General features: G+C 29.4%; 21 protein-coding genes and 1 tRNA gene. 7 read left to right on the top strand and 15 right to left on the bottom strand.

Features of this window, described 5'->3' with window-relative positions:
* Nucleotides 1–99: 99 nt before the first annotated feature.
* Complete coding sequence (locus CHB63_RS14800) at nt 100–639, bottom strand: DUF1599 domain-containing protein (protein ID WP_089379252.1); 540 nt, start codon at nt 637–639, stop codon at nt 100–102.
* Between the two features lie 65 nt (nt 640–704).
* Here CHB63_RS14800 and CHB63_RS14795 point away from each other — a divergent pair, with 65 nt between their 5' ends.
* Genes CHB63_RS14795 through cdaA form a run of 4 tightly spaced genes read left to right on the top strand, consistent with a single transcriptional unit; the run spans nt 705 to nt 3646 of the window.
* Entirely contained in the window at nt 705–1286 is a 582-nt protein-coding gene (locus CHB63_RS14795) for an LOG family protein (RefSeq protein WP_089379251.1), read from the top strand.
* Nucleotides 1286–2113, top strand: a complete 828-nt coding sequence (gene folP / locus CHB63_RS14790; RefSeq protein ID WP_245857022.1) for a dihydropteroate synthase — start codon at nt 1286–1288, stop codon at nt 2111–2113. Before CHB63_RS14795 ends, folP begins: the two co-directional genes overlap by 1 nt.
* Before the next feature lies 1 nt (nt 2114).
* Entirely contained in the window at nt 2115–2825 is a 711-nt protein-coding gene (locus CHB63_RS14785; protein WP_089379250.1) for a hypothetical protein, read from the top strand.
* Nucleotides 2826–2872: 47 nt separating this feature from the next.
* Nucleotides 2873–3646, top strand: coding sequence for a diadenylate cyclase CdaA (gene cdaA, locus CHB63_RS14780; RefSeq protein WP_089379249.1), 774 nt, complete (start codon nt 2873–2875; stop codon nt 3644–3646).
* Here cdaA and CHB63_RS14775 read toward each other — a convergent pair.
* Nucleotides 3643–5406 carry an ABC transporter ATP-binding protein gene (locus CHB63_RS14775; protein ID WP_089379248.1) on the bottom strand — a complete coding sequence of 588 codons (1764 nt, stop codon included), beginning with the start codon at nt 5404–5406 and terminating at the stop codon, nt 3643–3645. The two genes, cdaA and CHB63_RS14775, sit on opposite strands and share 4 nt — an antisense overlap.
* Entirely contained in the window at nt 5399–6190 is a 792-nt protein-coding gene (gene truA, locus CHB63_RS14770) for a tRNA pseudouridine(38-40) synthase TruA (RefSeq protein WP_245857019.1), read from the bottom strand. Before truA ends, CHB63_RS14775 begins: the two co-directional genes overlap by 8 nt.
* 26 nt (nt 6191–6216) lie before the next feature.
* Between truA and CHB63_RS14765 the strand changes: the two genes are divergently transcribed.
* Nucleotides 6217–6711, top strand: coding sequence for a metallophosphoesterase family protein (locus tag CHB63_RS14765; protein WP_089379247.1), 495 nt, complete (start codon nt 6217–6219; stop codon nt 6709–6711).
* On the opposite strand, the gene CHB63_RS14760 is transcribed toward CHB63_RS14765, so the two are convergent.
* The 3 genes from CHB63_RS14760 to CHB63_RS14750 all read right to left on the bottom strand — a co-directional run bounded on the left by CHB63_RS14760 (nt 6708) and on the right by CHB63_RS14750 (nt 9701).
* Nucleotides 6708–8339, bottom strand: a complete 1632-nt coding sequence (locus CHB63_RS14760; protein ID WP_176420403.1) for a tetratricopeptide repeat-containing sensor histidine kinase — start codon at nt 8337–8339, stop codon at nt 6708–6710. The two genes, CHB63_RS14765 and CHB63_RS14760, sit on opposite strands and share 4 nt — an antisense overlap.
* Before the next feature lie 112 nt (nt 8340–8451).
* Nucleotides 8452–9111: a response regulator gene (locus CHB63_RS14755; RefSeq protein WP_317043613.1), complete on the bottom strand. Its 660-nt coding sequence runs from the start codon at nt 9109–9111 to the stop codon at nt 8452–8454.
* A gap of 155 nt (nt 9112–9266) precedes the next feature.
* Nucleotides 9267–9701: a DUF4293 domain-containing protein gene (locus CHB63_RS14750; protein WP_089379244.1), complete on the bottom strand. Its 435-nt coding sequence runs from the start codon at nt 9699–9701 to the stop codon at nt 9267–9269.
* Nucleotides 9702–9920: 219 nt separating this feature from the next.
* On the opposite strand from CHB63_RS14750, the gene rho reads away from it, so the two are divergent.
* Nucleotides 9921–11645: a transcription termination factor Rho gene (gene rho, locus CHB63_RS14745; protein ID WP_089379243.1), complete on the top strand. Its 1725-nt coding sequence runs from the start codon at nt 9921–9923 to the stop codon at nt 11643–11645.
* A gap of 78 nt (nt 11646–11723) precedes the next feature.
* On the opposite strand, the gene CHB63_RS14740 is transcribed toward rho, so the two are convergent.
* From CHB63_RS14740 to CHB63_RS14710, 7 genes are all read right to left on the bottom strand, one after another.
* A complete protein-coding gene (locus tag CHB63_RS14740) occupies nt 11724–13886 on the bottom strand; it encodes a peptidylprolyl isomerase (RefSeq protein ID WP_089379242.1) in 2163 nt (720 codons plus the stop codon).
* A 112-nt stretch (nt 13887–13998) separates the two neighbouring features.
* Nucleotides 13999–15264, bottom strand: a complete 1266-nt coding sequence (locus CHB63_RS14735) for a hemolysin family protein (protein WP_089379241.1) — start codon at nt 15262–15264, stop codon at nt 13999–14001.
* Nucleotides 15265–15459 carry a hypothetical protein gene (locus tag CHB63_RS14730; protein WP_089379240.1) on the bottom strand — a complete coding sequence of 65 codons (195 nt, stop codon included), beginning with the start codon at nt 15457–15459 and terminating at the stop codon, nt 15265–15267. It abuts the gene before it with no gap.
* A gap of 3 nt (nt 15460–15462) precedes the next feature.
* The gene (gene lptC / locus CHB63_RS14725) at nt 15463–16023 is read right to left on the bottom strand and encodes an LPS export ABC transporter periplasmic protein LptC (protein WP_089379239.1); all 561 of its coding nucleotides are present in this window, start codon (nt 16021–16023) and stop codon (nt 15463–15465) included.
* Between the two features lie 37 nt (nt 16024–16060).
* Entirely contained in the window at nt 16061–17410 is a 1350-nt protein-coding gene (locus CHB63_RS14720) for a tetratricopeptide repeat protein (RefSeq protein ID WP_089379238.1), read from the bottom strand.
* 15 nt (nt 17411–17425) lie between these two features.
* Entirely contained in the window at nt 17426–18709 is a 1284-nt protein-coding gene (locus CHB63_RS14715) for a hypothetical protein (RefSeq protein ID WP_089379237.1), read from the bottom strand.
* Nucleotides 18710–18712: 3 nt separating this feature from the next.
* The gene (locus tag CHB63_RS14710) at nt 18713–19435 is read right to left on the bottom strand and encodes a type III pantothenate kinase (RefSeq protein ID WP_089379236.1); all 723 of its coding nucleotides are present in this window, start codon (nt 19433–19435) and stop codon (nt 18713–18715) included.
* 97 nt (nt 19436–19532) lie between these two features.
* Between CHB63_RS14710 and CHB63_RS14705 the strand changes: the two genes are divergently transcribed.
* Nucleotides 19533–19605 (top strand) — tRNA-Phe (locus tag CHB63_RS14705).
* A gap of 197 nt (nt 19606–19802) precedes the next feature.
* Here CHB63_RS14705 and CHB63_RS14700 read toward each other — a convergent pair.
* Both CHB63_RS14700 and galK read right to left on the bottom strand, forming a co-directional pair.
* Nucleotides 19803–21455: a sodium/sugar symporter gene (locus CHB63_RS14700; RefSeq protein WP_089379235.1), complete on the bottom strand. Its 1653-nt coding sequence runs from the start codon at nt 21453–21455 to the stop codon at nt 19803–19805.
* 24 nt (nt 21456–21479) lie between these two features.
* Nucleotides 21480–22616 carry a galactokinase gene (galK, locus tag CHB63_RS14695; protein ID WP_089379234.1) on the bottom strand — a complete coding sequence of 379 codons (1137 nt, stop codon included), beginning with the start codon at nt 22614–22616 and terminating at the stop codon, nt 21480–21482.
* Nucleotides 22617–22709 lie beyond the last annotated feature (93 nt).

Below are 22709 nucleotides of genomic sequence, written 5' to 3'. Positions count from 1 at the left end.
CGCCTACCTGCCGCAGGCAGGTTCGCTACTTGCCTATCGGCAAGTAAGTTTATCATGTTGTTGGGTGATAAACTTTTTGGCATGCTCGTTTCTTAATTTCTAAACTTCATTAATATGGATTAAAGCAAAAACAGCATAATTTATCATATCCTGATAATTTGCATCTATTCCTTCAGATACAATTGTTTTACCTTTATTATCTTCTATTTGTTTTACACGCAATAATTTTTGAAGAATTAAATCTGTTAATGAACTTACACGCATATCACGCCAAGCCTCTCCATAATCATGATTCTTATCCTCCATTAATTGTTTTGTAATTGTAATATGCTTATCATACAATTCAACAGCTTCATCAAGAGACAAATCTGGTTGTTCAACAACTCCTTTTTCTAATTGAATCAATGCCATTACAGAATAATTAATAATTCCAATAAATTCTGAAACTTCTCCTTCATCAACCTTTCGAGTACTATTTTGTTGCAACTGACGAATACGCTGTGCTTTTATAAAAATTTGATCTGTAAGTGATGGCAACCTTAATATTCGCCAAGCACTCCCGTAATCTTTTAGTTTGTTAATATATAAGGAGCGGCATTTTTCAATAACCTCGTTGTATTGTTTTGAAGTTTGTTGCATGTAACTTTAATTATTTCCGTAAATTTCGAACAAATTTAATGAATTAAAAAATCAATTAATAAATAATGAAGAAAGTTGCAGTTTTTTGTGGTTCTAGTTTAGGTTTTAATGAAATTTATAAAAATGATGCTATTAAACTTGGAAATCATTTTGCAAATAATAAAATAGGCTTAGTATATGGGGGAGGCAAAATTGGGATGATGGGCGTTATTGCCGATACAATTATCGAAAAAAAAGGTGAAGTTATTGGAGTAATCCCAGGACTATTGAGACATGAAGAAGTTGCCCATAACAACATAACTGAAATGATAGTTACCAAAACAATGAGCAAACGAAAGGTAAAAATCAGCAGATTGGTTGACGGGTATATTGCTTTACCTGGTGGATTTGGAACCTTAGATGAAATTTTTGAAGCTCTAACTCTTGGTCAATTAGGGATTGAACGAAAACCTGTGGGAATTTTAAATACCAATGGGTTTTTCAACCACTTATTAAAACAATTGGATATAATGGTTACTGAAGGTTATTTAAAACAATCTAATAAAGAAATGCTGATTGTAAGTGAATCTGTTGATGATTTAGTTTCTCAAATGTTCAATTACAAAGCTCCAATTATGACCAAAGTAATTAATAAAGTTGTAAAATAATGAGTACAATTAATTGTAACGGAAAATTAATTGATTTGTCCTCTCCAAAAATTATGGGGATTTTAAACATAACCCCAGATTCTTTTTTTGATGGTGGAAAATATAATAATACTGCTGCCATTCTTTTTCAAGTTGAAAAAATGCTTACAGAAGGAGCAACATTTATTGATGTTGGTGCATATTCATCACGTCCAGGAGCGAAACAAATTTCGGAAGAAGTAGAATTAAACCGAATTTTACCTATAGTTAAGTTACTTATTAAAGAATTTCCAAATATTTTAATTTCAATAGATACATTTAGAAGCAACATTGCTATACAATGTGTTGAAAATGGAGCTTGTATAATTAATGATATTTCAGCTGGTGGTTTAGACGACAATATGTTCTCAACGATAGCAAAAATTCAAGTTCCTTACATTATAATGCATATGCAAGGCTCTCCTCAAAATATGCAATTAAATCCAAAATATGATGACATTATAAAGGATGTGCTTTTTTATTTTTCAAAAAAATTGGCAACATTACATTCATTAGGAGTTAATGATATTATAACAGATGTTGGTTTTGGCTTCGGAAAAAAAATTGACCACAATTATAAATTATTAAAAAACTTAGAACTATTTAAAAACTTAGAAGCTCCAATTCTTGTTGGCCTATCTAGAAAATCGATGCTATATAAACCTTTAAACATAAAACCTAATGATGCTCTTAATGCAACAACTTCTGCAAACACAATAGCATTATTAAATGGCGCAAATATTTTAAGAGTTCATGATGTAAAAGAAGCAAAGGAAGCAATAAAGATTGTTCAACAATTAAATAATTAAAATGAAAAAATATTTCCTTTTTATAATTCCATTTTTAATTTTTGGTTGTGCAAAAGAAGAACTTAAAATTCCAACTTTAGCAGCTTCCGGAATTCAAGAACTTCACGATCACTCCCAAGTTTGGATGTTCTTTGAAGTAAAAAATAATGACACCATTGCAAAAGTAAATCGTAAAAACACCATAAGCTCAACGCATTGGATTTACAATATTGATAAAAGATTGCCTATTAGGACTTTTGTTCCAACGTTAATTAAACTTAAAGAAAAACACTCCAACTCAATGCACTCCAAAGAAGGAACGCATAATTATTTTAGTTATTCAGATACCATTTCTAAAAAATTATCCTTTTTTGAATTTGATGCAACGGTTTTTAAAACTGATAGTTTACTCTCTAAATATTATTTAAAAGAACATAGCGATATTTATAAAAATTACAACAATATTAACCTTACATTCAACCCAAATAATACTTGGATCAATGATGCCAAAATGGAAAATGGAGAATTAGCTTCAACTTTAAATGATTTTATTGATTTTTCTTCTGAAGGAAGTCAAACCATGCTTCATTTAAGTTTTAATCAAAATCTTTTATACCAAGATTATTTATTTTATAAAACAATGATTGAAAACATAAGCTCCCCTTCTATTTTAATTAATAATATAGAATTTATTTTTGATCCTAAAAAAGTTCCTGATTGCGGTTGTGAATAGCTATTTATTATGCAATCTTTTTCCTATTTTTACAAAAAACATTACTAATGCTAGATTTCTTAGATTTTACTTTTCTTGATATATTAGATATAGTATTAGTCGCAACTCTTTTATATTACGTTTATAAATTATTAAAAGGAACAGTTGCTATTAACATATTTATTGGAATTGCATTGGTTGTTTTAATTTGGAAAATTACACAAGCTTTACAAATGGAGATGTTGAGCGGTTTACTTGGAACCTTAATAAGCTTAGGTGCTATTGCAATATTAATTGTTTTTCAACCAGAAGTGCGGAAATTTTTATTAATGCTAGGTTCAACTAATTTTACAAATAGGCGAAATTTTTTAAATCAACTTAAATTTTTAAAAACTGAGATTCATACCAGTATGAATGTTGAAGATATTGTTTCAGCTTGTGAAGGTATGGCATCTACAAAAACAGGTGCATTAATAGTTTTAGAACGAACCCATAATTTGGATTTTGTAAAATCAAGTGGTGATGCAATGAATGCAGAAATTAATCAACCTATATTAGAAAGTATTTTTTATAAAAACAGTCCGCTTCACGATGGAGCAATGATTATTAAGGATAATTTTATTGTAGCAACTAGAATTATTTTACCATTATCAAAAAAAGCGTTACCCTCACGATTTGGATTGCGACATAGAGCGGCAATTGGCATTACTGAGACAACAGATGCACTTTGTTTAGTTGTTTCAGAAGAAACAGGGAGAATTTCTTATATTAAAGATGGAGAATTTATACTATTTAAAAACAACAATGAATTGGCAGAAATGATTCGGTACGATTTAAATTAAGCTACTTCATTTACAAATTGCATATCGTATAACGTTTTATAATAGCCATCTTTTTCCAGCAACTCAATATGCGAACCTTGTTCAACAATTTCACCTTTATCCATTACAATAATTATATCTGCCTTTTTAACTGTTGTTAATCTATGAGCAATTATTATTGAAGTTTGATACTTAGTAATTTTATCAGTTGCATCTTGAATTAGTTTTTCAGAATAGGAGTCTATTGAAGAAGTTGCCTCATCTAAAATTAAAACGCTTGGTTTGCTTACATAAGCTCTTAGAAAAGCAATTAATTGTCGCTGTCCTGAAGATAACATTGCGCCTCTTTCTTTCACATTGTAATTATAATTATCAGGCAAAGACATTATAAATTCATGAATCCCAATTTCTTCAGCTGCTTTTTTAACTTCCTCTAAAGTAATCTCTTTTTTATTTAAAACTATATTATTAAAAATCGTATCAGAAAATAAAAACACATCTTGCAATACAACAGCAATTTGGTTTCGTAATGATTGCAATGTGTATTGTTCTATATTGTGATTATCAATACATATTTCACCTTCATTTATTTCATAAAAACGATTCACTAAATTAATAATAGTTGATTTTCCAGCTCCTGTTGCTCCAACAATCGCAACAGTTTCACCTGCTTTTACATCTAAATTAATTCCCTTTAAAACCTCTTCACCTTTTATATAACTAAAATGCACATTTTTAAAAGAAATATCACCTTTAAAATGTGAAGCTTTAACATTTCCAGTTTTTGTTATTTGACTTTCAGTATCCAATATTTCAAAAACACGATCACCAGCAACCATACCCATTTGCAGCGTATTAAATTTATCTGCAATTTGTCTTAATGGTCTAAACAACATTTGAGACATCATTATAAAAGCAATAATTTCTCCTGCATTTGTTATTCCAGAATTTACAATATCTAAACCTCCATACCACACCATTAAGCCAACCGCAATAGATGATAAAATTTCAGCAACTGGGAAAAAAATTGAGTAATACCAGACAGTTCTAATATGTGCTTTTTTATGTTTATCGTTAATTTTTACAAAATTTTCAAATTCTAACTTCTCCCTGTTAAAAAGTTGAACAATGTTCATTCCTGTTACTCTTTCCTGAACAAACCCATTAAGATTTGCCACTTGAGTTCTAACTTCTTGAAATGATGATTTTATGGCTATTTGAAATAATTTAGTTGCATAAATTAAAATAGGAAGAATAATAAATGCTATTAGTGCTAATTTCCAATTCATAAATAACATAACAACTGCAACCACCACCATTTTTAATAAATCACTTATAATCATAAACAATCCTTCACCAAAAAATTGAGCAATTGTTTCTGTATCTGAAACTAACCTGGTAACCAACTTTCCAACCGAAGACTTATCAAAATAAGCCATTTTAAAGTGAAGCATATGCTTTTGTAATTTTACTCTAATATCTTTTATAATATGCTGTCCTAACCAATTAACTTTATAGATAAACAAGGCTTGTAAAAATACTTCAACTAATAAAAAAGCACACATAAGAAGTGAAAAATAAAGAATCCCTTCTTTATCTTTATTTTCAAAATAGGTTTGTACAATTTCTTTTAGTAAAATAGGTCTAGCAACAGAGACTAAGGAAAGAATTATTGCTGCAAGGGTGCTAATTACAAACTCCTTTCGATAAATTTTAGCAAAACCCATTAAACGGGTAAAAATTTTTGAATCAAAAGCTTTTCCAGTTAATTTTTTACTCATCAATAAATATTTTTTTAGGATAAGAAACTTGAGTTAAAAACAACCCATGAGCTGGTGCCGAAGGCCCCGCATTTCTCCTATCTTCACTTTCAATTATCTTTTTAAACTCTTCTATGGTTGTTTTCCCTGTTCCAACTTCCATTAGTGTACCAACTATTGCTCTAACCATATTTCTTAAAAATCGATCAGCTGTAATATAAAAAATCAATTGTTGATTAGTTTGTTTCCATTCAGCAATTGTAATATCGCAATTATAAGTTTTAACATCAGAATTTGAACGAGAAAAACACTTAAAGTTAGTGTAAGTTAACAAAATTCTGGCTGCCTCATTCATTTTATCAATATTTAACTTTTTATTAATAAGTTGTAATGAAGTATCAATCAAAAACGGATTCTTGCCCAAAAACATCCTATATTCATAACTTCTACTTGTAGCATTAAAACGCGCATGAGCATCGTCTAAGACTCTTCTTATATCCAAAACTGCGATATCATTAGGCAGTAAAGAATTTACTTTATATTTGAACTCGTTAACATTAAATTCAACTTCTAAATCTAAATGGGCAAATAACTGTTCAGAATGAACTCCAGTATCTGTTCTTCCTGCTCCAACAACATTAATATCAGTTCTAAAAATTGTAGCTATAGCTTTATTAATCAATTCTTGCACTGTTATGGCGTTTGGTTGCAATTGCCAACCATGATAATTTGTACCATTATATGCTATTTCTATAAAATATCTCAATTGAAATGTTAATTTTGTATGGCTGCAAATATAAGGCATATTTGCGAGTTTAATTTTGGCCGTTAATGAAAAAAATATTATTACTTTCCGATACACATAGTTATTTAGATGACCAAATTTTAAAATTTGTAAATCAATCTGACGAAGTATGGCACGCTGGTGATATTGGCGCAATTGAAGTTATTGATACAATTAGCAAATTAAAAACTGTAAGAGCTGTATATGGCAACATAGATAACAGTGTAATTAGATCCGAATTCCCTTTAGATAACAAATTTACTATTGAAGGAGTTTCGGTTTGGATAACACATATTGGAGGTTATCCAAATAGATATGACTATAGAATTAAAGAAGAAATTACTAAAAACTCGCCAAAAATTTTTATTAGTGGGCACTCTCATATATTAAAAGTAATTTATGACAAAAAATTAAATTTACTTCATATGAATCCAGGAGCCGCAGGTAAACATGGATTTCACAATATAAGAACCATGTTAAGGTTTGAAGTTCATGAAGGGGATATTTCTAATTTAGAAATTATTGAATTAGAAAAACGCTAATAAACAATTGGAACAGAAATAAAAATACGAGTACCTGCATCCGTTGGGTTAATATTAATTAACCCATTTAACGCATTTATTCTTGCATCAACTTGACTTAATCCAATACCACTTTTCTCTTCTATTTTATTAATATCAAAACCTTTTCCATTATCAAAAACTACTACTTGCAATTGCCCATTTAGTTGTTCTAATTTTATAACTCCATTATCAGCACTGCTATGTTTTAAAATATTATTTACTAGCTCATTAATAATATTAAACATTTTAATCTCAAAATTTTGTTCAAATCTTCCAATGTTTTTAGAATCACTTTTTAATTGAATAGTTGAATTTGAAGATTTTTCACATAAATCCTGAACTGCCATACTAAGCCCAAATTTTAATAAAACGGATGAAATTAACTTATGAGATAAGTCTCTGATTTTTTCTGAAGCCTCTAAAATAATTTTTTGAGTTTTATCAATTTCAATTGGCATATTACCAATTAGTTGCTTTTTACTTGCATACAAATGCAAATTTGCTGCAGAAAGCAATGCACTAACATTATCATGTAAAACGCTAGCAATTTTTTTTCGTTCTTCTAATCCGCCATCTAAGGTTGCTACCAAAATTTTAGACTGTGAATCACTTTTAAGCTTTTCTATTTTGCTTTTATGTATTAACTGCTTTTGATTTATTTGAAGTTTATAATTTTTTTTATTCAATTTATAAACCTTATAAAGACTGTAGATTCCTGAAAGCAACAATAAGATTGCCAAACCCAAACCATATGATAAATATTCTGCCTTTAACCGTTTGGTTTTTTCTATTTCAGCTTCCTTTTCCTTTGTTGCTACATTATATTTCGATTCAATTTCTGCAATTTCTTTATATTTAAGTTCTTGACTTAAAGAATCATTTAAAGAGAAAAATTTATCCTGATATTCAAAGGCCTTCTCGAAGTTATCTAGAGCGCTATATGCGTAAGCAATATTTATGTAAGAACTATTTCTAGTTTGTTTCTCCAAGTCACTTTGCCCATATCCAACGAGTTCAAATGCTTGTTGAAAGCTATTTAGGGCATCATTATACTTTTCTTGCATATAATAAACACCTCCTAAATTATTCAAAATTCCAGCTTCAATTTCTTTATTTCCTAATACCTTTTGATATTCTGCAGCTATCTTAAAATTTTCAATAGCATTTTCATAATCCGCTTTCAGATAATAAATACCCGATAAATTAGCGTAAATTTTAGCCTTTAAATCTTCGTTTTTCTCCACATTATCATTAAAGCTAATAGCTTTTTCATAATTCACTTTTGCTGAATCAATTTGATTTTCTAATTGAAAATTACCTCCCTTTTTAAAAAAAACATATTGAAGCTTTGCAAAATTTGTAGATATAGAAGGTATTATTTCATAAAATATTTCATTTGATTTTTGATAATCTCCATTTTCCCTATAAACATCTGCCAATAATAGCTTCCCTTCAATTACCAGTTTATTATTGTCCAACCGTTCTGCCTCTTCAATTAAAGAATACAATTTTTCCATTGCTTCAGCAGTTTTCCCTTTTTCTAGTAATTCAAGTATTAACTGTAAATCTTCATTATCAGAATTGTATAATTTAGATTCAAATCTCATTGAATTTGTTTCTAAAAAATTAATTGCTAAAGTTGAATGATTTGTAAAAAAAATTAAAAAGGCACTTATAAATGTTAGTTTTAAAATATCCATATAGCAGTGAGCCTAAATTTTAAACAATATTGTTTTTAACGGCATAAATAGCCAGCCCAACAACATTTTTAACTTTTAATTTATTAATTAAATTTTTTCTATGTGTTTCAACTGTATTCTTACTAATGTGAAGTTCTGTACCAATTTCTTTCGTATTGAATTGCTGAGCAATTAACCGAAGAACTTCAGTTTCTCTAGGAGTTAATGAACTAAAAAATGAGCCATCTTGTGAAGTTTGTTCCATACTTGAAACTTCCTTAGAAAAAGTAGATAATAATTTATCTTGAATACTTTCACTAAAATATTGTTTCCCACCATAAACCGTGTTTATTGCTTCAACAATATTTTCCCCAGCACATTTTTTAGCTAAAAAACCTTTTGCTCCAATTTTCAGCACTTCTTTAATTAATTTAATATCATCATAGCTAGATAAAACAATTGTCTTTTGCTGAAAACCAATTTTAATAAAACTTTGCAGAACTTCAATTCCATCAACATTTGGCATATTAATATCTAAAATTAAGATATCAGCTTCATTTGAAGCAAACCATTTTAAAACATCTTCACCGTTAAGAGAACTCCCAACAACTTCAATATTTTCTTCTGAAGATAAAACTGCATATATACCATCAATTAAAATTTGATGGTCATCTGCAATATGAACTTTAATCTTTTTCATTATTTTCCCTGTTCAAATATATTACTATTAACAAACTGAAACTATAACCAAAAGTAGTGATATTTTTATATCCCTGAAAACCGTTAGAAACAAAAAACCATTTCAATAAAAATTGAAATGGTCTTTCTCGCACTATATATACTAAGATGTTAGGTTTATCGCAATCTGTCAACAGATTTTACAAGTTCCTCATCCTTTTTAATTGCCTTATTTGCTAATACAACTAATACAATTGTTAAAATTGGAATGAGCAACCCAATACCCTTCTCCGAAACGTTAATTTCTCCAGATAAGTTTTGTGCAAAATATACGAGTATCCCTAATAAAATAAAATTGATCAAAATTGTTATTCTGCCCAAAACAAATTGCAACTGCCTCTTTTTAAATTGAAAAATTGTTACAAACGTTAAAACAGATGATCCTAAAAATAATACAGCCATTACTTTTAACAAAATAATACTTGTTTCAAATGAATCTATCACAAAAAATTTAACTCCATTACCATCAATCCATAAATTCAAAAGAAAAATTAATCCCCCAGAAATTAATGTTGCTAATAATAAATAAATAGTTTGAATCCTTTGAATCATTAATTAAATTTTCGGACACAAAAATACGTTTTATTTTTAAAGATTTAAAGTTTAATATGTAAATTATTTTTATATATTTGCAATATCTATTCTAAAACAGTAGAACAACCAACTACAACTAAAACAGCTAATCATCACTTAGTTAAAATCTCAATAAATTTCTTATAAAGAAAAATATAGTACGTATTACACATTAACAATAATTTACAAATTAACATAATGTTTGAAATTTCCCAACTTAAGGAGAAAACTCTTGTTGAATTACAGGAGATAGCAAAATCTATTGGAGCAAAAAAATACAGTCAATTAAAAAAATTAGATCTAGTTTATTTAATCTTAGACATTCAAGCTTCAGTTCCTTCAAAAATTACAAAGAATGAAACTTCTATTAGTGACAACAAGCCTAAACGTAAAAGAATAATAAAAAAGGCTAACGCACCAAAAGACAATGTTTCTTCTAAACCAACTCAAACTAAACCGGAACCTAAGATAGTTCCTGAAGTTAAAGTTAAAAATGAACCAGCAAAAAAAATTACTAAACCTATTCCTGCTCAAAAAACTAAGATTGAACAAGTTAAACCTGAGGCTACCAAACCTGAAACTATTGCTACAAAAGAGTTAGAAAAACCAGAAAGTTCTAATCCGGTTAAAAATAAACAACAAAATAAGCCGATTCAAAAGCAACCAAATCAACCTAATCAGCCAATTCAGAAGCAACCTAATCAACCTAGACCAAAACAACATCAAAATAAACAACAAGGAAACCAACAAAGAGATATTAAAGGTCCACGTACTGCAGCTAATCGCTACAGAGACCCGGATTATGAATTTGATGGTATCATTGAAAGTGAAGGTGTTTTAGAAATGATGCCTGATGGTTATGGATTTTTACGTTCGTCGGATTATAATTATTTATCATCTCCAGATGATATTTATTTATCTCAATCTCAAATAAAATTATTTGGATTAAAAACTGGAGATACCGTAAAAGGTGTTGTTCGCCCGCCTAAAGAAGGGGAAAAATACTTTCCACTTATTCGTGTTTCTAAAATCAATGGTTTAAACCCAAATGTTGTTAGAGATCGTGTTTCATTTGAACATTTAACACCTTTATTTCCTCAAGAAAAATTTAATTTAGCTGGTAAAGGAAGTACATTATCAACTAGAATAATGGATTTATTTTGTCCAATAGGTAAAGGACAAAGAGGTATGATTGTTTCTCAACCAAAAACTGGGAAAACAATGTTACTAAAGGATATTGCAAATTCAATAGCATCAAATCACCCAGAAGTTTATCAAATTATTCTTTTAATAGATGAACGACCAGAGGAGGTAACTGATATGCAACGTAGCGTTAGAGGTGAAGTTGTTGCTTCTACTTTTGACGAACCTGCTGATAAGCACGTAAAAGTTGCGAATATTGTTTTAGAGAAAGCAAAGAGACTAGATGAATGTGGACATGATGTTGTTATCTTATTAGATTCAATTACACGTTTAGCAAGAGCTTACAATACAGTAGCTCCAGCTTCAGGAAAAATATTATCTGGAGGTATTGATGCCAACGCATTACACAAACCAAAAAGATTCTTTGGTGCTGCTAGAAATATAGAAAATGGAGGTTCTTTATCAATAATTGCAACTGCTTTAACAGAAACCGGTTCTAAAATGGATGAAGTAATTTTTGAAGAATTTAAAGGTACAGGTAATATGGAACTTCAGTTAGAAAGAAATATTGCAAACCGTAGAATTTATCCAGCCATTGATTTAGTTAAATCAAGCACACGTAGAGACGATTTATTATTAGATCCTAAAACAGTTAAACGTATGTGGGTATTAAGAAAATACCTTGCGGATATGAATCCTGTGGAGGCAATGGAATTTATTAAAGATAAAATTCAATTTACCACATCTAATGAGGAGTTTTTAATTTCAATGAATGGTTAGTAATAAATAAATATAAAGCATAAAAAAAGCGAGCTAATGCTCGCTTTTTTTATGCTTTATATTTTCGATTCTTTCTAATTAAAAGAATTTCCCTCTGTTATCAGTAACATCAGCAGTCTCCTCTAAAACTTGGAATATTTGATTACCACGTCCTTGTAATTGACCAACTAACTTTTTACGGAATGTGTCATAATTTTCTAAATCAACTGGAGCGTCACGTTTTGTAACTTTAACCACAAATACTCCCTTTTCACCATGTATTAATTCAGACACTTCATTTAATTTAATTGTAGACATTGCTCCAACAATTGCAGGCTCATTACCAACCCCTGAAATTAACGGGCTCGATAAACTAACCGAAGATGCATTTCTAATAGTGGTACCACTATTCTTAGCAATTTCTTCTAAACTAGAACCTGTCATTTTCTTTTTAATTAATTCAGCTTTTTTCTTGTCTATTAATTCCGGACGAATTTTAGATAACAAATCTGAACTTACCACAACTCCATCTTTTTCAGTTTTACCAGTAAGAGCAGTTACAACATAAGCTCTTTTACCTAATACCTCAACATCAAATCTCTTTGAATCTCCAATCTCTCTTTCATTACTAAAAGCCCATGTTACTAGTTGACGTTGCGAACCAATACCAGGAATATTCTCTGCTAATACTTTTAAATTAAGTGCAGACTGAACTTTATATCCTTTTTCAGTTGCTATATCATTTAAATTTTTTCCATCTGCAAGATCTGCATTTAACGTTTCTGCTTCTTCAAAAATTCTATTTTCAGTTTCTTCTGATGCTTCTACTAAACGAGCAAATGTTACTAATCTAACAGCTTTTTCAGGTGTAGTTTGTTCATCAATTCTTATAATATGAAATCCGAAAGCAGTTTCAACTACATCGATACTTCCAACTTTATTTTTATAAATAAAGTCCGCAAAATCTTTATCAAATGATGGAGAAAATGCTTGATCTTTACGAACCCAACCTATATCACCACCTTTTCCTTTTGTACCATCAGTATTCACTTCATCAGCAATTGCATTAAAACGTGTTTTATTATTTTTAACCAATGCAAAAATACTATCAGCTGTTTTTTTAGCTTGTTCTTTAGTTTTTAAAGAAGTTGATCTTGTTGAACCAGCGTAAGGAACAATAATATGGCTAGATTTAACTGAATCTGGAATTTGAAGAATTTCTACAACTTTAGAAATCTTATAGTAACCATTTTGTTTGTATGGACCTACAACATCTCCTAATGAAGCATTCATTACTTCATCTGTAATTTCTGCAAAAATTTGGTTTTTAAATTTGTAACCATTATCAATTGACAAATCAGATTTATTTTCATTTAAAAAGTCTTCGTAATTTGTAGTATTTTTTAAACCTGGAATTTTAATTGTTGATTTTGCAGCATTACTATACTCTTCTCTATCATTAATATAACCCGCTACTAAAGCTTTTGCTTCAGCATCATCTGCTTCAGAAGGAACAATGTCAAATTTTACATATTGTAACGTACGTGTAGCTTCTGGCTTAAATCTTTTAGAATTATCACTTAAATACTTTTGAATTTCATCTTTTGAAACAAAACCTAAACTATCTGGAATTGAAGAATATGGAACAAACACAAATTGTGCATCCATTTTTACATTATTAAATAAATAATCTCTCTTTCCTTCTTCAAGCGAAGCACCTAAACCAGCATTTATCAAAGAAGTATAAGCTTGACGTTGTAAGTTTTGCTTAATATTTTTTTCCGTTGATAACCAATTTAACCAAGCCTGATTATTCCCAGTCTCAGCTTCATCTTTCATATTGGCTATATATTCTTTTAATTTCTCTTCATCAAAAAGATTTGCTTCATTTTTAAATAATGGAGAGTTTTGAATATCTGGCAAAGATGTCATTGCATCCCAAATATCTTTTTCACCAATTACAATTCCAGCTTTCTCAAGCTGATCTTCAAATACTTTCTCACTAACCATTCCGCTCCAAACAGCATTTACAGCTTGCATTTGAGAAACTCTACCATTTGATTGAGCTCTATAAGCTTCAACTTGACGCGCAAATTCTTCTCTATCTATCTCTTCTCCATTTACTTGGCCAACCGAGTTAATTTTACTAGAACTAAAAAATTGTTGTATTGAGCTTGGATCAAGAACAAATGCAAAAAGCGCTAATCCCACAATAAGGATTAGGAACATTGAACGATCTCTAATTTTTGATAAAATTGCCATTATATTATTTGTTTTATTACAGTGTGCGAAAATACAATTAAGTATTTAATTATGAAAGTGAAATGTGTATAATTAATAGGAATAAGGAGTTAAAAAAAAAGATAGTTTAAATTTAATCTTCTTTATCCAAAACTTTTAGATAAACTTCCATAATTTTAGAAGCATCAACCTTTAACATTTTAAAATAAAGGTTGTTAAATTCAATAACATCTCCCTCCTTAGGAATATCTTCATTTTGATAAACTATAAAACCTCCAAGGGTTTCATATGCTTCATGTTCTTCAAGATTTAAATTATATGTTTCATTTAAATAATCTACTTCTAATCGTGCAGAAAATTCAAATTCCCTATCATTTATTTTATTCTCTAACAAGTCTAAAGTATCATGTTCGTCAATTATTTCTCCAAAAAGTTCTTCAACAATATCTTCAACAGTTATTACACCTGAAGTCCCCCCAAATTCATCTAAAACTACCGAAATACTTCTTTTCTTTTTTGTTAAAATGTTTAAAACATTATTAATCATCATACTTTCAGGAACAAACTCAACAGGCAGAATCATTGAGCGAATGTTTTTTGGTTTTTTAAACAATTCAAATGCATGAACATACCCTAAAATATCATCTAAAGACTCCTTATAAACTAAAATTTTAGAATAACCAGTTTGTATGAATAATTCCTTAAGATTATTAATTGTTTCATTTATATCTACAGCAACAACTTCAGTACGTGGAATCATTATTTCACGCGCTTTAACATTATCAAACGTTAATGCATTTTGAAAAATTTGAATTTCAGAATCCACTTCATCATAATCCCTAGCGTTCTCTAATTGCTTAGATATATAATTCCCAAGCTCAACTTTTGTAAATTCTGCAGGTTGAATGTCTTTTGCTGAGTTAAAAAAAATTCTCAAGAAAAAGTCAGAAATTACAGTTATAAAATCAGAAATGAAATGAAAAATAATATAAAAAAAGTAAGCCAATGGTGCAAAAAACCATAGCGTTTCATTTGCATATATTCTAAACAATGCTTTTGGTAAAAACTCTGCTGTAATTAATATTATAAGTGTAGAGATTATAGTTTGAATAAATAGAATTGCAAATTCATTTAAAGAATCTATTGGCAAAAAACCCACAATAAATTCACCCATAAAAAAACTATACACTACAAGGGCTATATTATTACCCACTAGCATAGTTGTAATAAATTTAGATGATTTTGATGTTAGTTTTCCTAATATTTTTGATGTAAATCCCTCTTTCTTTTTCTCTAGTTCAACCTGAAACTTGTTAGCTGAAACATATGCTATTTCCATACCCGAAAAAAAGGCAGAAAGCAATATTGAAATTAAAATTACAGCAATTTGAATTTCCATTTATTTTTTATTTCGTTTTTCAATCCTAGACCTAAATCTTTTTTTAAAAAAATACATAAAAATCGCAACAACTGAAAAAAGCAACAAAATATAGGCTCGTTGTCTATCAACATTCCAATTTAATATTGTTTCAACAATAAAAACAACCGCTATAATTAAATAACCATATTCAAATATTTTCCAAATTTTATTCATTTCTTAATCTTTAATTTCTATAACTCCACTTTGGTTTTTAACCCACCACACATCCAAATCCTCTGTTGCTTCAAACCCAGTTCCATAAATAGTATCTGATACTGTATAAAAAACAAAACTTTTTTCAGTAAAAAAATAATGTGTTTTTTGATCCCAAAATATTTCAGAGGTTTCTAGCTTATTTTTTTTTGCGTAATTATAAATTACAACATTATTTTTTATTTCAGCCACATTTGTTTTACTGTAGGTTTTAGCGTAATCGCCTTGAATTACAGTAGAGTCCCCATTTTTTTCAATAGTTGTAATTTTAATTCCTTTTGGGAATTCTGAATAGGGATGGTTTTCTCTATTTCCAAAATCAAGCATTAAAGGTGCTTTCATTTTTATATCAACTCTTCCAGAATCTGTATGTTTCAGATTTATATCTACAGCTTCACCAATAGGTAAATTTTTATCAGCTAAAAAATCTCTAACTTCTTTTGCATCATTGGTACATGAAAAAAACATTGCTATTGAAAATACAATAGCAATGTTTCTTATTTTATGTACAATTGATTTTGTCATTTAACAAATATATCAATTATAATATTTTAATTCTAATTTAAGGTACTCTAACTGTTTCATTAATCCAACATCCAATTTTATGAGCTGTACCAGATTTTACACCTGCAACAAATAAGTCTTTTGTAGTAGGAATATTATCAGCATATGAATTTATAAATCTATTTGCTATAGAACTAATACTTGGATCTACAGATTTCGCTTTTCTTGCCTTATTTAATGCTGCTACATAAACCATTCTTTTTGAAACGATATCAGTTCCACAAGAGTTTGCACTTGATGCGTACATACTAGCTATCAATAAATAAGCTCTACCCATAGTTGGTTGATTTTCTAAAGCTTGGTAACAATAACTTCTAGCTTCAGATTTTCTTCCTTTTTTTCTTAATATATCGGCAATTTTATACAAGTATCCAGCTTTTTTATAAGTATCTGCTTCTTGATCTACAGCGTTTTTAAAATACTCCATTGCTTTATTTGTTTCTCCATTTTTCATAAGAATACTAGCATAAAACACGGATGCATTTGGAGAAGGATCTGCTTTTACATAAGCTTCAACAAGCTGATCATATAAAGGATCCTCTGTACATTCTTTATTATACATTCTAGACACCGCTCTTTTTAACCAAATAGCGTTTTCTTTATTCGCATCAAAATTCTTTCTATTAAAAGGAATCAATCGTTCACAAGTTGAAATTGCAGCTAATTTTTGATCCAAACCACTTTCAACAATTGATAAGTTTGTTATAATTTGTTGAGAGTTCTTTCTTCTCTTAAGATCTTTCTTACTTAATTTAGTAGAATCTTTTGCATTAATTACATCAATTCTTTTTGTATAATCCTTTCTTTTTAACTCTAATGCTTCACCAACTTCATCATAAGTGTCAAAAACTTTTTGAGTATCAGTATCTTTATATTTATTTAAGATGATATCAAAATATTTATAAATGTTTTTAGGAGATAATGCCGTTGGGTCTTCTTTAAAAGTTTTATTTAACCAACCATACACTTCTTCTTCTGAAGCACCTTGCTCACCTTTAAAAGAAGCAATATTATCATAAATATCTGCTTTATCCTTTGGGAAATGTTCTAATCTTTGATTGTAAACTCTCATAACAAGATCAGCTGCTGCCTTTTTATCAGCTTCAGTAGCATTCTCTAATTTATTTTCAGCTATTTTAATACCGTACTTATAAATATTTACAGAAAGGGTTGGACAATTATCCATACACCACATCCAGTTCTCATAAGCCTTATCGTAATTTTTTGCGTTGTAATCTCCTTTAAAAAGATTGTATTTAATTGTACAATCTGAACTAGCTTGCGCAAAAACAATTGGTGCAGCCGCTAGTAAAAATAATAAAGTAAATAGTTGTCTCATTTTTTTCATTTCCTTAAATTTTAATTAAAATATTTCTCGTTTTTTAAACCATTTATCATTTAATGAAAAACTTAATCTAAAATTTAGATAATTTTCTTGAACTAAACCTTTATTAATTTTTCCTCTTTTTCCAAGTTCAAAACCTAAGTTTAGGTTTGATAATTGATTACTTACTGGTAACCCTACTCCAAAAGATATGCCAAAATCATCAATTGACGTAAAATCTGTACCATTTCCTATACCATCTACCAATAGACCTGTCTGTTCAATCTTTACACCTGCTCTATAAGTGACTCTATTCCAGTAACTTGTTATTGAATTGAATTTAGGAGTGTAAAAACCACCTATTGATATTTTATTATATTTATCATAGGATATCCTAGAATAATTATTTAATATGCTTCCTTGAAGCTCAAGAGCTTCCTGAAAGCTATAGTCCATACCAGCATACCATTTATTTTCTTTTCCAAAACCAACACCAAATGTAGTTTTTAAAGGTGATTTTAGCAAACCTGTACTTTTTTTATTCAATATTGTATCACGAGGAATTTCTCCACTCGAGATAGATGTGGAATAAACGTACTCCTCTCCTTCAGTATCTATATCATTTGCTAAATCAAAATTAGCTCCTAAATGCAAATCAACTTTTGAGTTTAATTTTGTTTTATACTGAAACCCTCCATTAAGAGAAAATCCTTTTAAATTTGATAATGTTTCATATTTAGTAGCCAAAGCAACATCCTTTTGTTGGTTTATAATACTATTTTCAATATTACCAAAAATATAGTTTCCTTGTAATCCAACACTAAAACCTTCAAAGATTTGTGCACCAAACCCTAAAAACACTTTATTAGAACCACCTTCACCCTTATACAAAGTAAGTTCATTAATGTCATTATTAGAATCATATTCCGTCGCCGTTAAAGAGTAACCAACAGAAGTGTTAGGCAATAAACCAAAAGACATTCCTGCGTTATTCCCAAGTGGAATTCCCATAACCAAATAAGAAAGATAAGTTGTGGCACCAGCTTGAGTATCATTACCATCTTTTGCCCAAATATTCTTGTTTTCAATTGCAAGTGAATATGCTGTGAATTTTAAACCAGACAGTGACGCTGGGTTTGATAAATTTAGCCGAAAGGCATCACTTAATGAAACTCCAAATCCTCCCATACTAAGTTGTTCAACCGTATTAGAACTATTTTTGTCTCCAATTCCAAAAAAAGAATATGCTGAAGCATTATTTTTTTGTGCAAAACTAATAACCGATACAAATAGAGTTACAACTACTATTATTTTTCTTATCATTTATTATAAATTATATGTCAAAATTGTGTTTAATCCTTCTAACAAAAAATTAGGATTGGCAAATATGCCATTTTTTAATTTATTTGACAAGAATTTAACGTCTCCTCCTGTTAAAACTACTGTTAAATCTTGATTTTTTTCTTTATATTCATTAATTACTCCGTCAATTTCATTGATTACACCATTTACAACACCTAAATGAATACATTTTTCTGTTGAATTACCCATTAAAGTGTTAATGCTTTCGGGCTCAAGTAACGGTAAATTTTGGGTAAACTCATGTAGTGCTTTATATCTCATTTTAATCCCTGGTGAAATTGCTCCACCTAAGTAACATTTTTCTTTATTTACAAAATCAAAAGTTATACATGTTCCGGCATCAATAATTAAAACATCTTTTCCTGGAAATTTTGAAACAGCAGATGAAACTAATGCAATTCTATCTACGCCAAGCGTTTTTGGAGTTAAATACTTATTTAAAAACGGAATATTTGTTGAAGAATTTAATTGTATTAGGTTAATTTTCGCTTCTAATTCTTCTATCTCACTCTTTTTTACAAATCCAACAGAAGAAATAATTGCTCCATTGCAACTAAATTTATCAATAAGATTAATGATTTTTTTAGTGAAGTTAATTCTCGTAATTACTTCATTATAAACCAATTCACCACTATTAAAAATAGCGATTTTACATCTTGAATTTCCAATATCAATTACTAAGTTCATTTAGATTATTTAACAAGTTTCAAAAATACAACAGATTTTTTAAAATTGTTTTGATTAGTATAAAAAATAAATTTATATTTGCATCCGCTAAGGCAATGGTACCTTAGCTCAGTTGGTAGAGCAAAGGACTGAAAATCCTTGTGTCCCTGGTTCGATTCCTGGAGGTACCACGAAACAAACTCGTAACAATCTTTTAATTAAGTAGTTACGAGTTTTTTCATTTTAAAAAATAAATTTTAATATTAAAAAAACCGTTACAAATTAATGCAACGGCTTTATTATTTCAATCATTATTTACTCTAAAATTCTTAAATTTAAATAGTTATATTTTTAATATAATTATAAATTATAACTTTTAAGCTTTAGTCTAGTTCCAAAACATTGCATACAATGCCACTAAAATAATCATAACTGCAAATGTACCAATGTTAAATGTTGGTGATGTTTTAAATAATTCTTTTGTTAATGGAATTCCTTTTTCATCATCTTTTCCTTTGTGTTGGAATAAACTAACTCCTACAATTACAAGTGCCGTTAATAATACTGTATAAGCCATTTGATCCATAAATGGAATATTCACAAAAAATGAACTTGTAGACCAGCCATTTGGTGCAATTTTAAAATACATTGCAATTGGAATGGAAGCTAAAGCTCCAACAATTGCAGCCTTATTTGTAGTTTTCTTCCAAAATAATCCTAACATAAATACTGCTAGTATACCTGGGCTCACAATTCCTGTATATTCTTGTATAAATTGGAAAGCCTGATCTATACCTCCTAATAATGGTGCCATAATACTACCAATAATTAAGGCAACTGCAGCTGAGATTCTACCAACATTTACAGTTGTTTTATCGCTTGCATTTTTATTAATGTATTGCTTGTAAATATCCATTGTAAAAATGGTTGATGTAGAATTTAACATCGATGCTAAAGAAGAAACTATCGCTGCTGCCAAAGCTGCAAATGCAACTCCCTTCATTCCTGTTGGTAAAAATTGTAACAACCAAGGGTATGCTTTATCGGCTTGTTCTAAGGTTGGTAAGTTATTTAATCCTGACTCCCCTAATCTAGCCATAATCTCTGGATCATTTACCATTACATAGGCAGCAATTCCCGGAATTACTACTATTAATGGTATAATTAACTTTAAAAATGCAGCTAGTAAAATCCCTTTTTGCGCTTCTTTTAATGATTTTGCTGCCAAAGTTCTTTGAATAATATATTGGTTGAATCCCCAATAATATAAGTTAGCAACCCACATTCCCCCTATCAAAACTCCAATTCCTGGTAATTTATCATAATAAGGATTTGTCTCGTCTAATATCATTGAAAAACGTTCTGGTGCAGCATCAAAAACAGTTTTAAGACCAGATACAACGCCTTCTCCTCCTGAAACTGTATTTAAAGCAATATATGTTGTAACCAAACCTCCTAATACTAAAAATACAACCTGAATAACATCAGTCCATGCTACGGCTGAAAGTCCACCATATAAAGAATATGCTGCAGCAAACAATGCCAAACCAATTACGCCATAAACCATAGGAATTCCCATAATGGTTTCCAAGGCCAAACTTCCTAAATACAATACTGAAGCTAAATTCACGAAAATATACAATCCAATCCAAAAGACGGCTAAAATCGTTTTTAAATTTGTTGAAAATCGCTTTTCAACAAACTCTGGAATAGTATACAATCCTTTTTCTATAAATATTGGTAAGAAGAATTTCCCTACTATAATTAGAGTAATTGCAGCCATCCATTCATAGGAGGCAATTGCCAATCCTAAGGCAAATCCGGATCCAGACATTCCAATAAATTGTTCTGCTGAAATATTTGCTGCAATTAATGAAGCTCCAATAGCCCACCATGGCAAGCTCTTACTGGCTAAAAAATAATCTTCAGCATTTTTTTCGTGCCCCTCTTTATCTCTTGAAACCCATAAACCTACACCTAAAATTAATATTGCATAGGCAATAAAAATTAGGTAATCCCAAAATCCGAAATTTGATGTCATATTTATATATATAGTTTAGTTATTTTATTTTCTTATTGATGTCCCTTCACTAGGATTGGCCTCAAAAGCGGTTAAATTGATATTGAATTTCTCAAAATAAGCTTTTTTAGCAGCTGCTGTAAATTCTTCAACTGCATCTTCATGAATAATGTTAATTGTGCAACCTCCAAATCCTCCACCCATCATACGCGCTCCAATTACTTCATTGTATTTTTTAGAAAAATCAACCAAAAAATCTAATTCCGGACAGCTAACTTCATATAATTTTGACAATCCTTCATGTGTTTCATACATATTACCTCCCATTACTTTAAGTTGATTATTTTTTAAAGCTTCAACAGTATTTAAAACACGTTCTTTTTCATCTACAACATATGAACATCTATTAAAAGTAATTTCGTCAAGCTCATCCTTAAATTCAGTCAACATTATTGGAGAAACATCTCTTAATGATTTTACCTCGGGATATTTCTTTTGAATAATGGTAACTCCTTGTTCACACATGGCTCTACGCTTATTATATTCACCGTCCGCTAAATTATGTGAAACATTTGTATTAAGCAATAATATTTTATAAGGTTTAATTTGTATTGGGACATACTCATAATCTAAAGATTGACAATCCAATAAAATTACATGACCTTCTTTACTCATAACCGAAGCAAACTGATCCATAATTCCGCATTTTGTCCCTACATAATTATGCTCAGCCATTTGTCCAATTTCAACCATTTTAATTTTAGACAAACCTAAATCAAACAATTCATTTAAGCCAAAAGCTAAGCCACATTCCAATGCTGCAGAAGAACTAATCCCTGAACCTACAGGAATATTACTATCTAAAACACAATCAAAACCTTCTAATTTATTACTAACCTCTTGTATACCGCTAATAACACCTAAAATGTAATTCTCCCATTGCTGTTCACTTGGTTTCACATCTTTTAAACTAAAAGAAAAACTGGTATTAAAATTTGCACTATAAACATTACAAATATCTTCGCTTCCATTTTTACGAAATTTAAATTCAATTTTTTTATCAATGGCAGTTGGAAGTACAAATCCATTATTATAATCGGTATGTTCTCCAATAATATTGATTCTACCAGGAGAATCAATAATAAGATCATATTTAATTGAATTTCCTTTTAACTCACTCATAGATACTAATTTTAAAATTTGAATAATAAACGTCAAATTTACTTTTATAATTTTATATATTAAAACAATTTTTATTATATAAATCTAATCTAT

This window comes from Lutibacter flavus, assembly GCF_900188355.1.
Lineage (GTDB): Bacteria > Bacteroidota > Bacteroidia > Flavobacteriales > Flavobacteriaceae > Lutibacter > Lutibacter flavus.
Note: the sequence above shows the minus strand (reverse complement) of the source record. Positions and strands in the feature narration are given on the sequence as shown.

Excerpts from the sequence above, each read along its gene's own strand:
- cdaA (WP_089379249.1), top strand. The coding sequence starts at position 2,873 with ATGCTAGATTTCTTAGATTTTACTTTTCTTGATATATTAGATATAGTA.
- CHB63_RS14740 (WP_089379242.1), bottom strand. The coding sequence starts at position 13,886 with ATGGCAATTTTATCAAAAATTAGAGATCGTTCAATGTTCCTAATCCTT.
- CHB63_RS14720 (WP_089379238.1), bottom strand. The coding sequence starts at position 17,410 with ATGAAAAAAATGAGACAACTATTTACTTTATTATTTTTACTAGCGGCT.
- CHB63_RS14700 (WP_089379235.1), bottom strand. The coding sequence starts at position 21,455 with ATGACATCAAATTTCGGATTTTGGGATTACCTAATTTTTATTGCCTAT.
- CHB63_RS14735 (WP_089379241.1), bottom strand. The coding sequence starts at position 15,264 with ATGGAAATTCAAATTGCTGTAATTTTAATTTCAATATTGCTTTCTGCC.
- CHB63_RS14730 (WP_089379240.1), bottom strand. The coding sequence starts at position 15,459 with ATGAATAAAATTTGGAAAATATTTGAATATGGTTATTTAATTATAGCG.
- truA (WP_245857019.1), bottom strand. The coding sequence starts at position 6,190 with ATGCCTTATATTTGCAGCCATACAAAATTAACATTTCAATTGAGATAT.
- CHB63_RS14775 (WP_089379248.1), bottom strand. The coding sequence starts at position 5,406 with ATGAGTAAAAAATTAACTGGAAAAGCTTTTGATTCAAAAATTTTTACC.
- rho (WP_089379243.1), top strand. The coding sequence starts at position 9,921 with ATGTTTGAAATTTCCCAACTTAAGGAGAAAACTCTTGTTGAATTACAG.
- galK (WP_089379234.1), bottom strand. The coding sequence starts at position 22,616 with ATGAGTGAGTTAAAAGGAAATTCAATTAAATATGATCTTATTATTGAT.
- lptC (WP_089379239.1), bottom strand. The coding sequence starts at position 16,023 with ATGACAAAATCAATTGTACATAAAATAAGAAACATTGCTATTGTATTT.
- CHB63_RS14765 (WP_089379247.1), top strand. The coding sequence starts at position 6,217 with ATGAAAAAAATATTATTACTTTCCGATACACATAGTTATTTAGATGAC.
- CHB63_RS14715 (WP_089379237.1), bottom strand. The coding sequence starts at position 18,709 with ATGATAAGAAAAATAATAGTAGTTGTAACTCTATTTGTATCGGTTATT.
- CHB63_RS14800 (WP_089379252.1), bottom strand. The coding sequence starts at position 639 with ATGCAACAAACTTCAAAACAATACAACGAGGTTATTGAAAAATGCCGC.
- CHB63_RS14785 (WP_089379250.1), top strand. The coding sequence starts at position 2,115 with ATGAAAAAATATTTCCTTTTTATAATTCCATTTTTAATTTTTGGTTGT.
- CHB63_RS14760 (WP_176420403.1), bottom strand. The coding sequence starts at position 8,339 with ATGAGATTTGAATCTAAATTATACAATTCTGATAATGAAGATTTACAG.
- CHB63_RS14710 (WP_089379236.1), bottom strand. The coding sequence starts at position 19,435 with ATGAACTTAGTAATTGATATTGGAAATTCAAGATGTAAAATCGCTATT.
- folP (WP_245857022.1), top strand. The coding sequence starts at position 1,286 with ATGAGTACAATTAATTGTAACGGAAAATTAATTGATTTGTCCTCTCCA.
- CHB63_RS14795 (WP_089379251.1), top strand. The coding sequence starts at position 705 with ATGAAGAAAGTTGCAGTTTTTTGTGGTTCTAGTTTAGGTTTTAATGAA.
- CHB63_RS14750 (WP_089379244.1), bottom strand. The coding sequence starts at position 9,701 with ATGATTCAAAGGATTCAAACTATTTATTTATTATTAGCAACATTAATT.
- CHB63_RS14755 (WP_317043613.1), bottom strand. The coding sequence starts at position 9,111 with ATGAAAAAGATTAAAGTTCATATTGCAGATGACCATCAAATTTTAATT.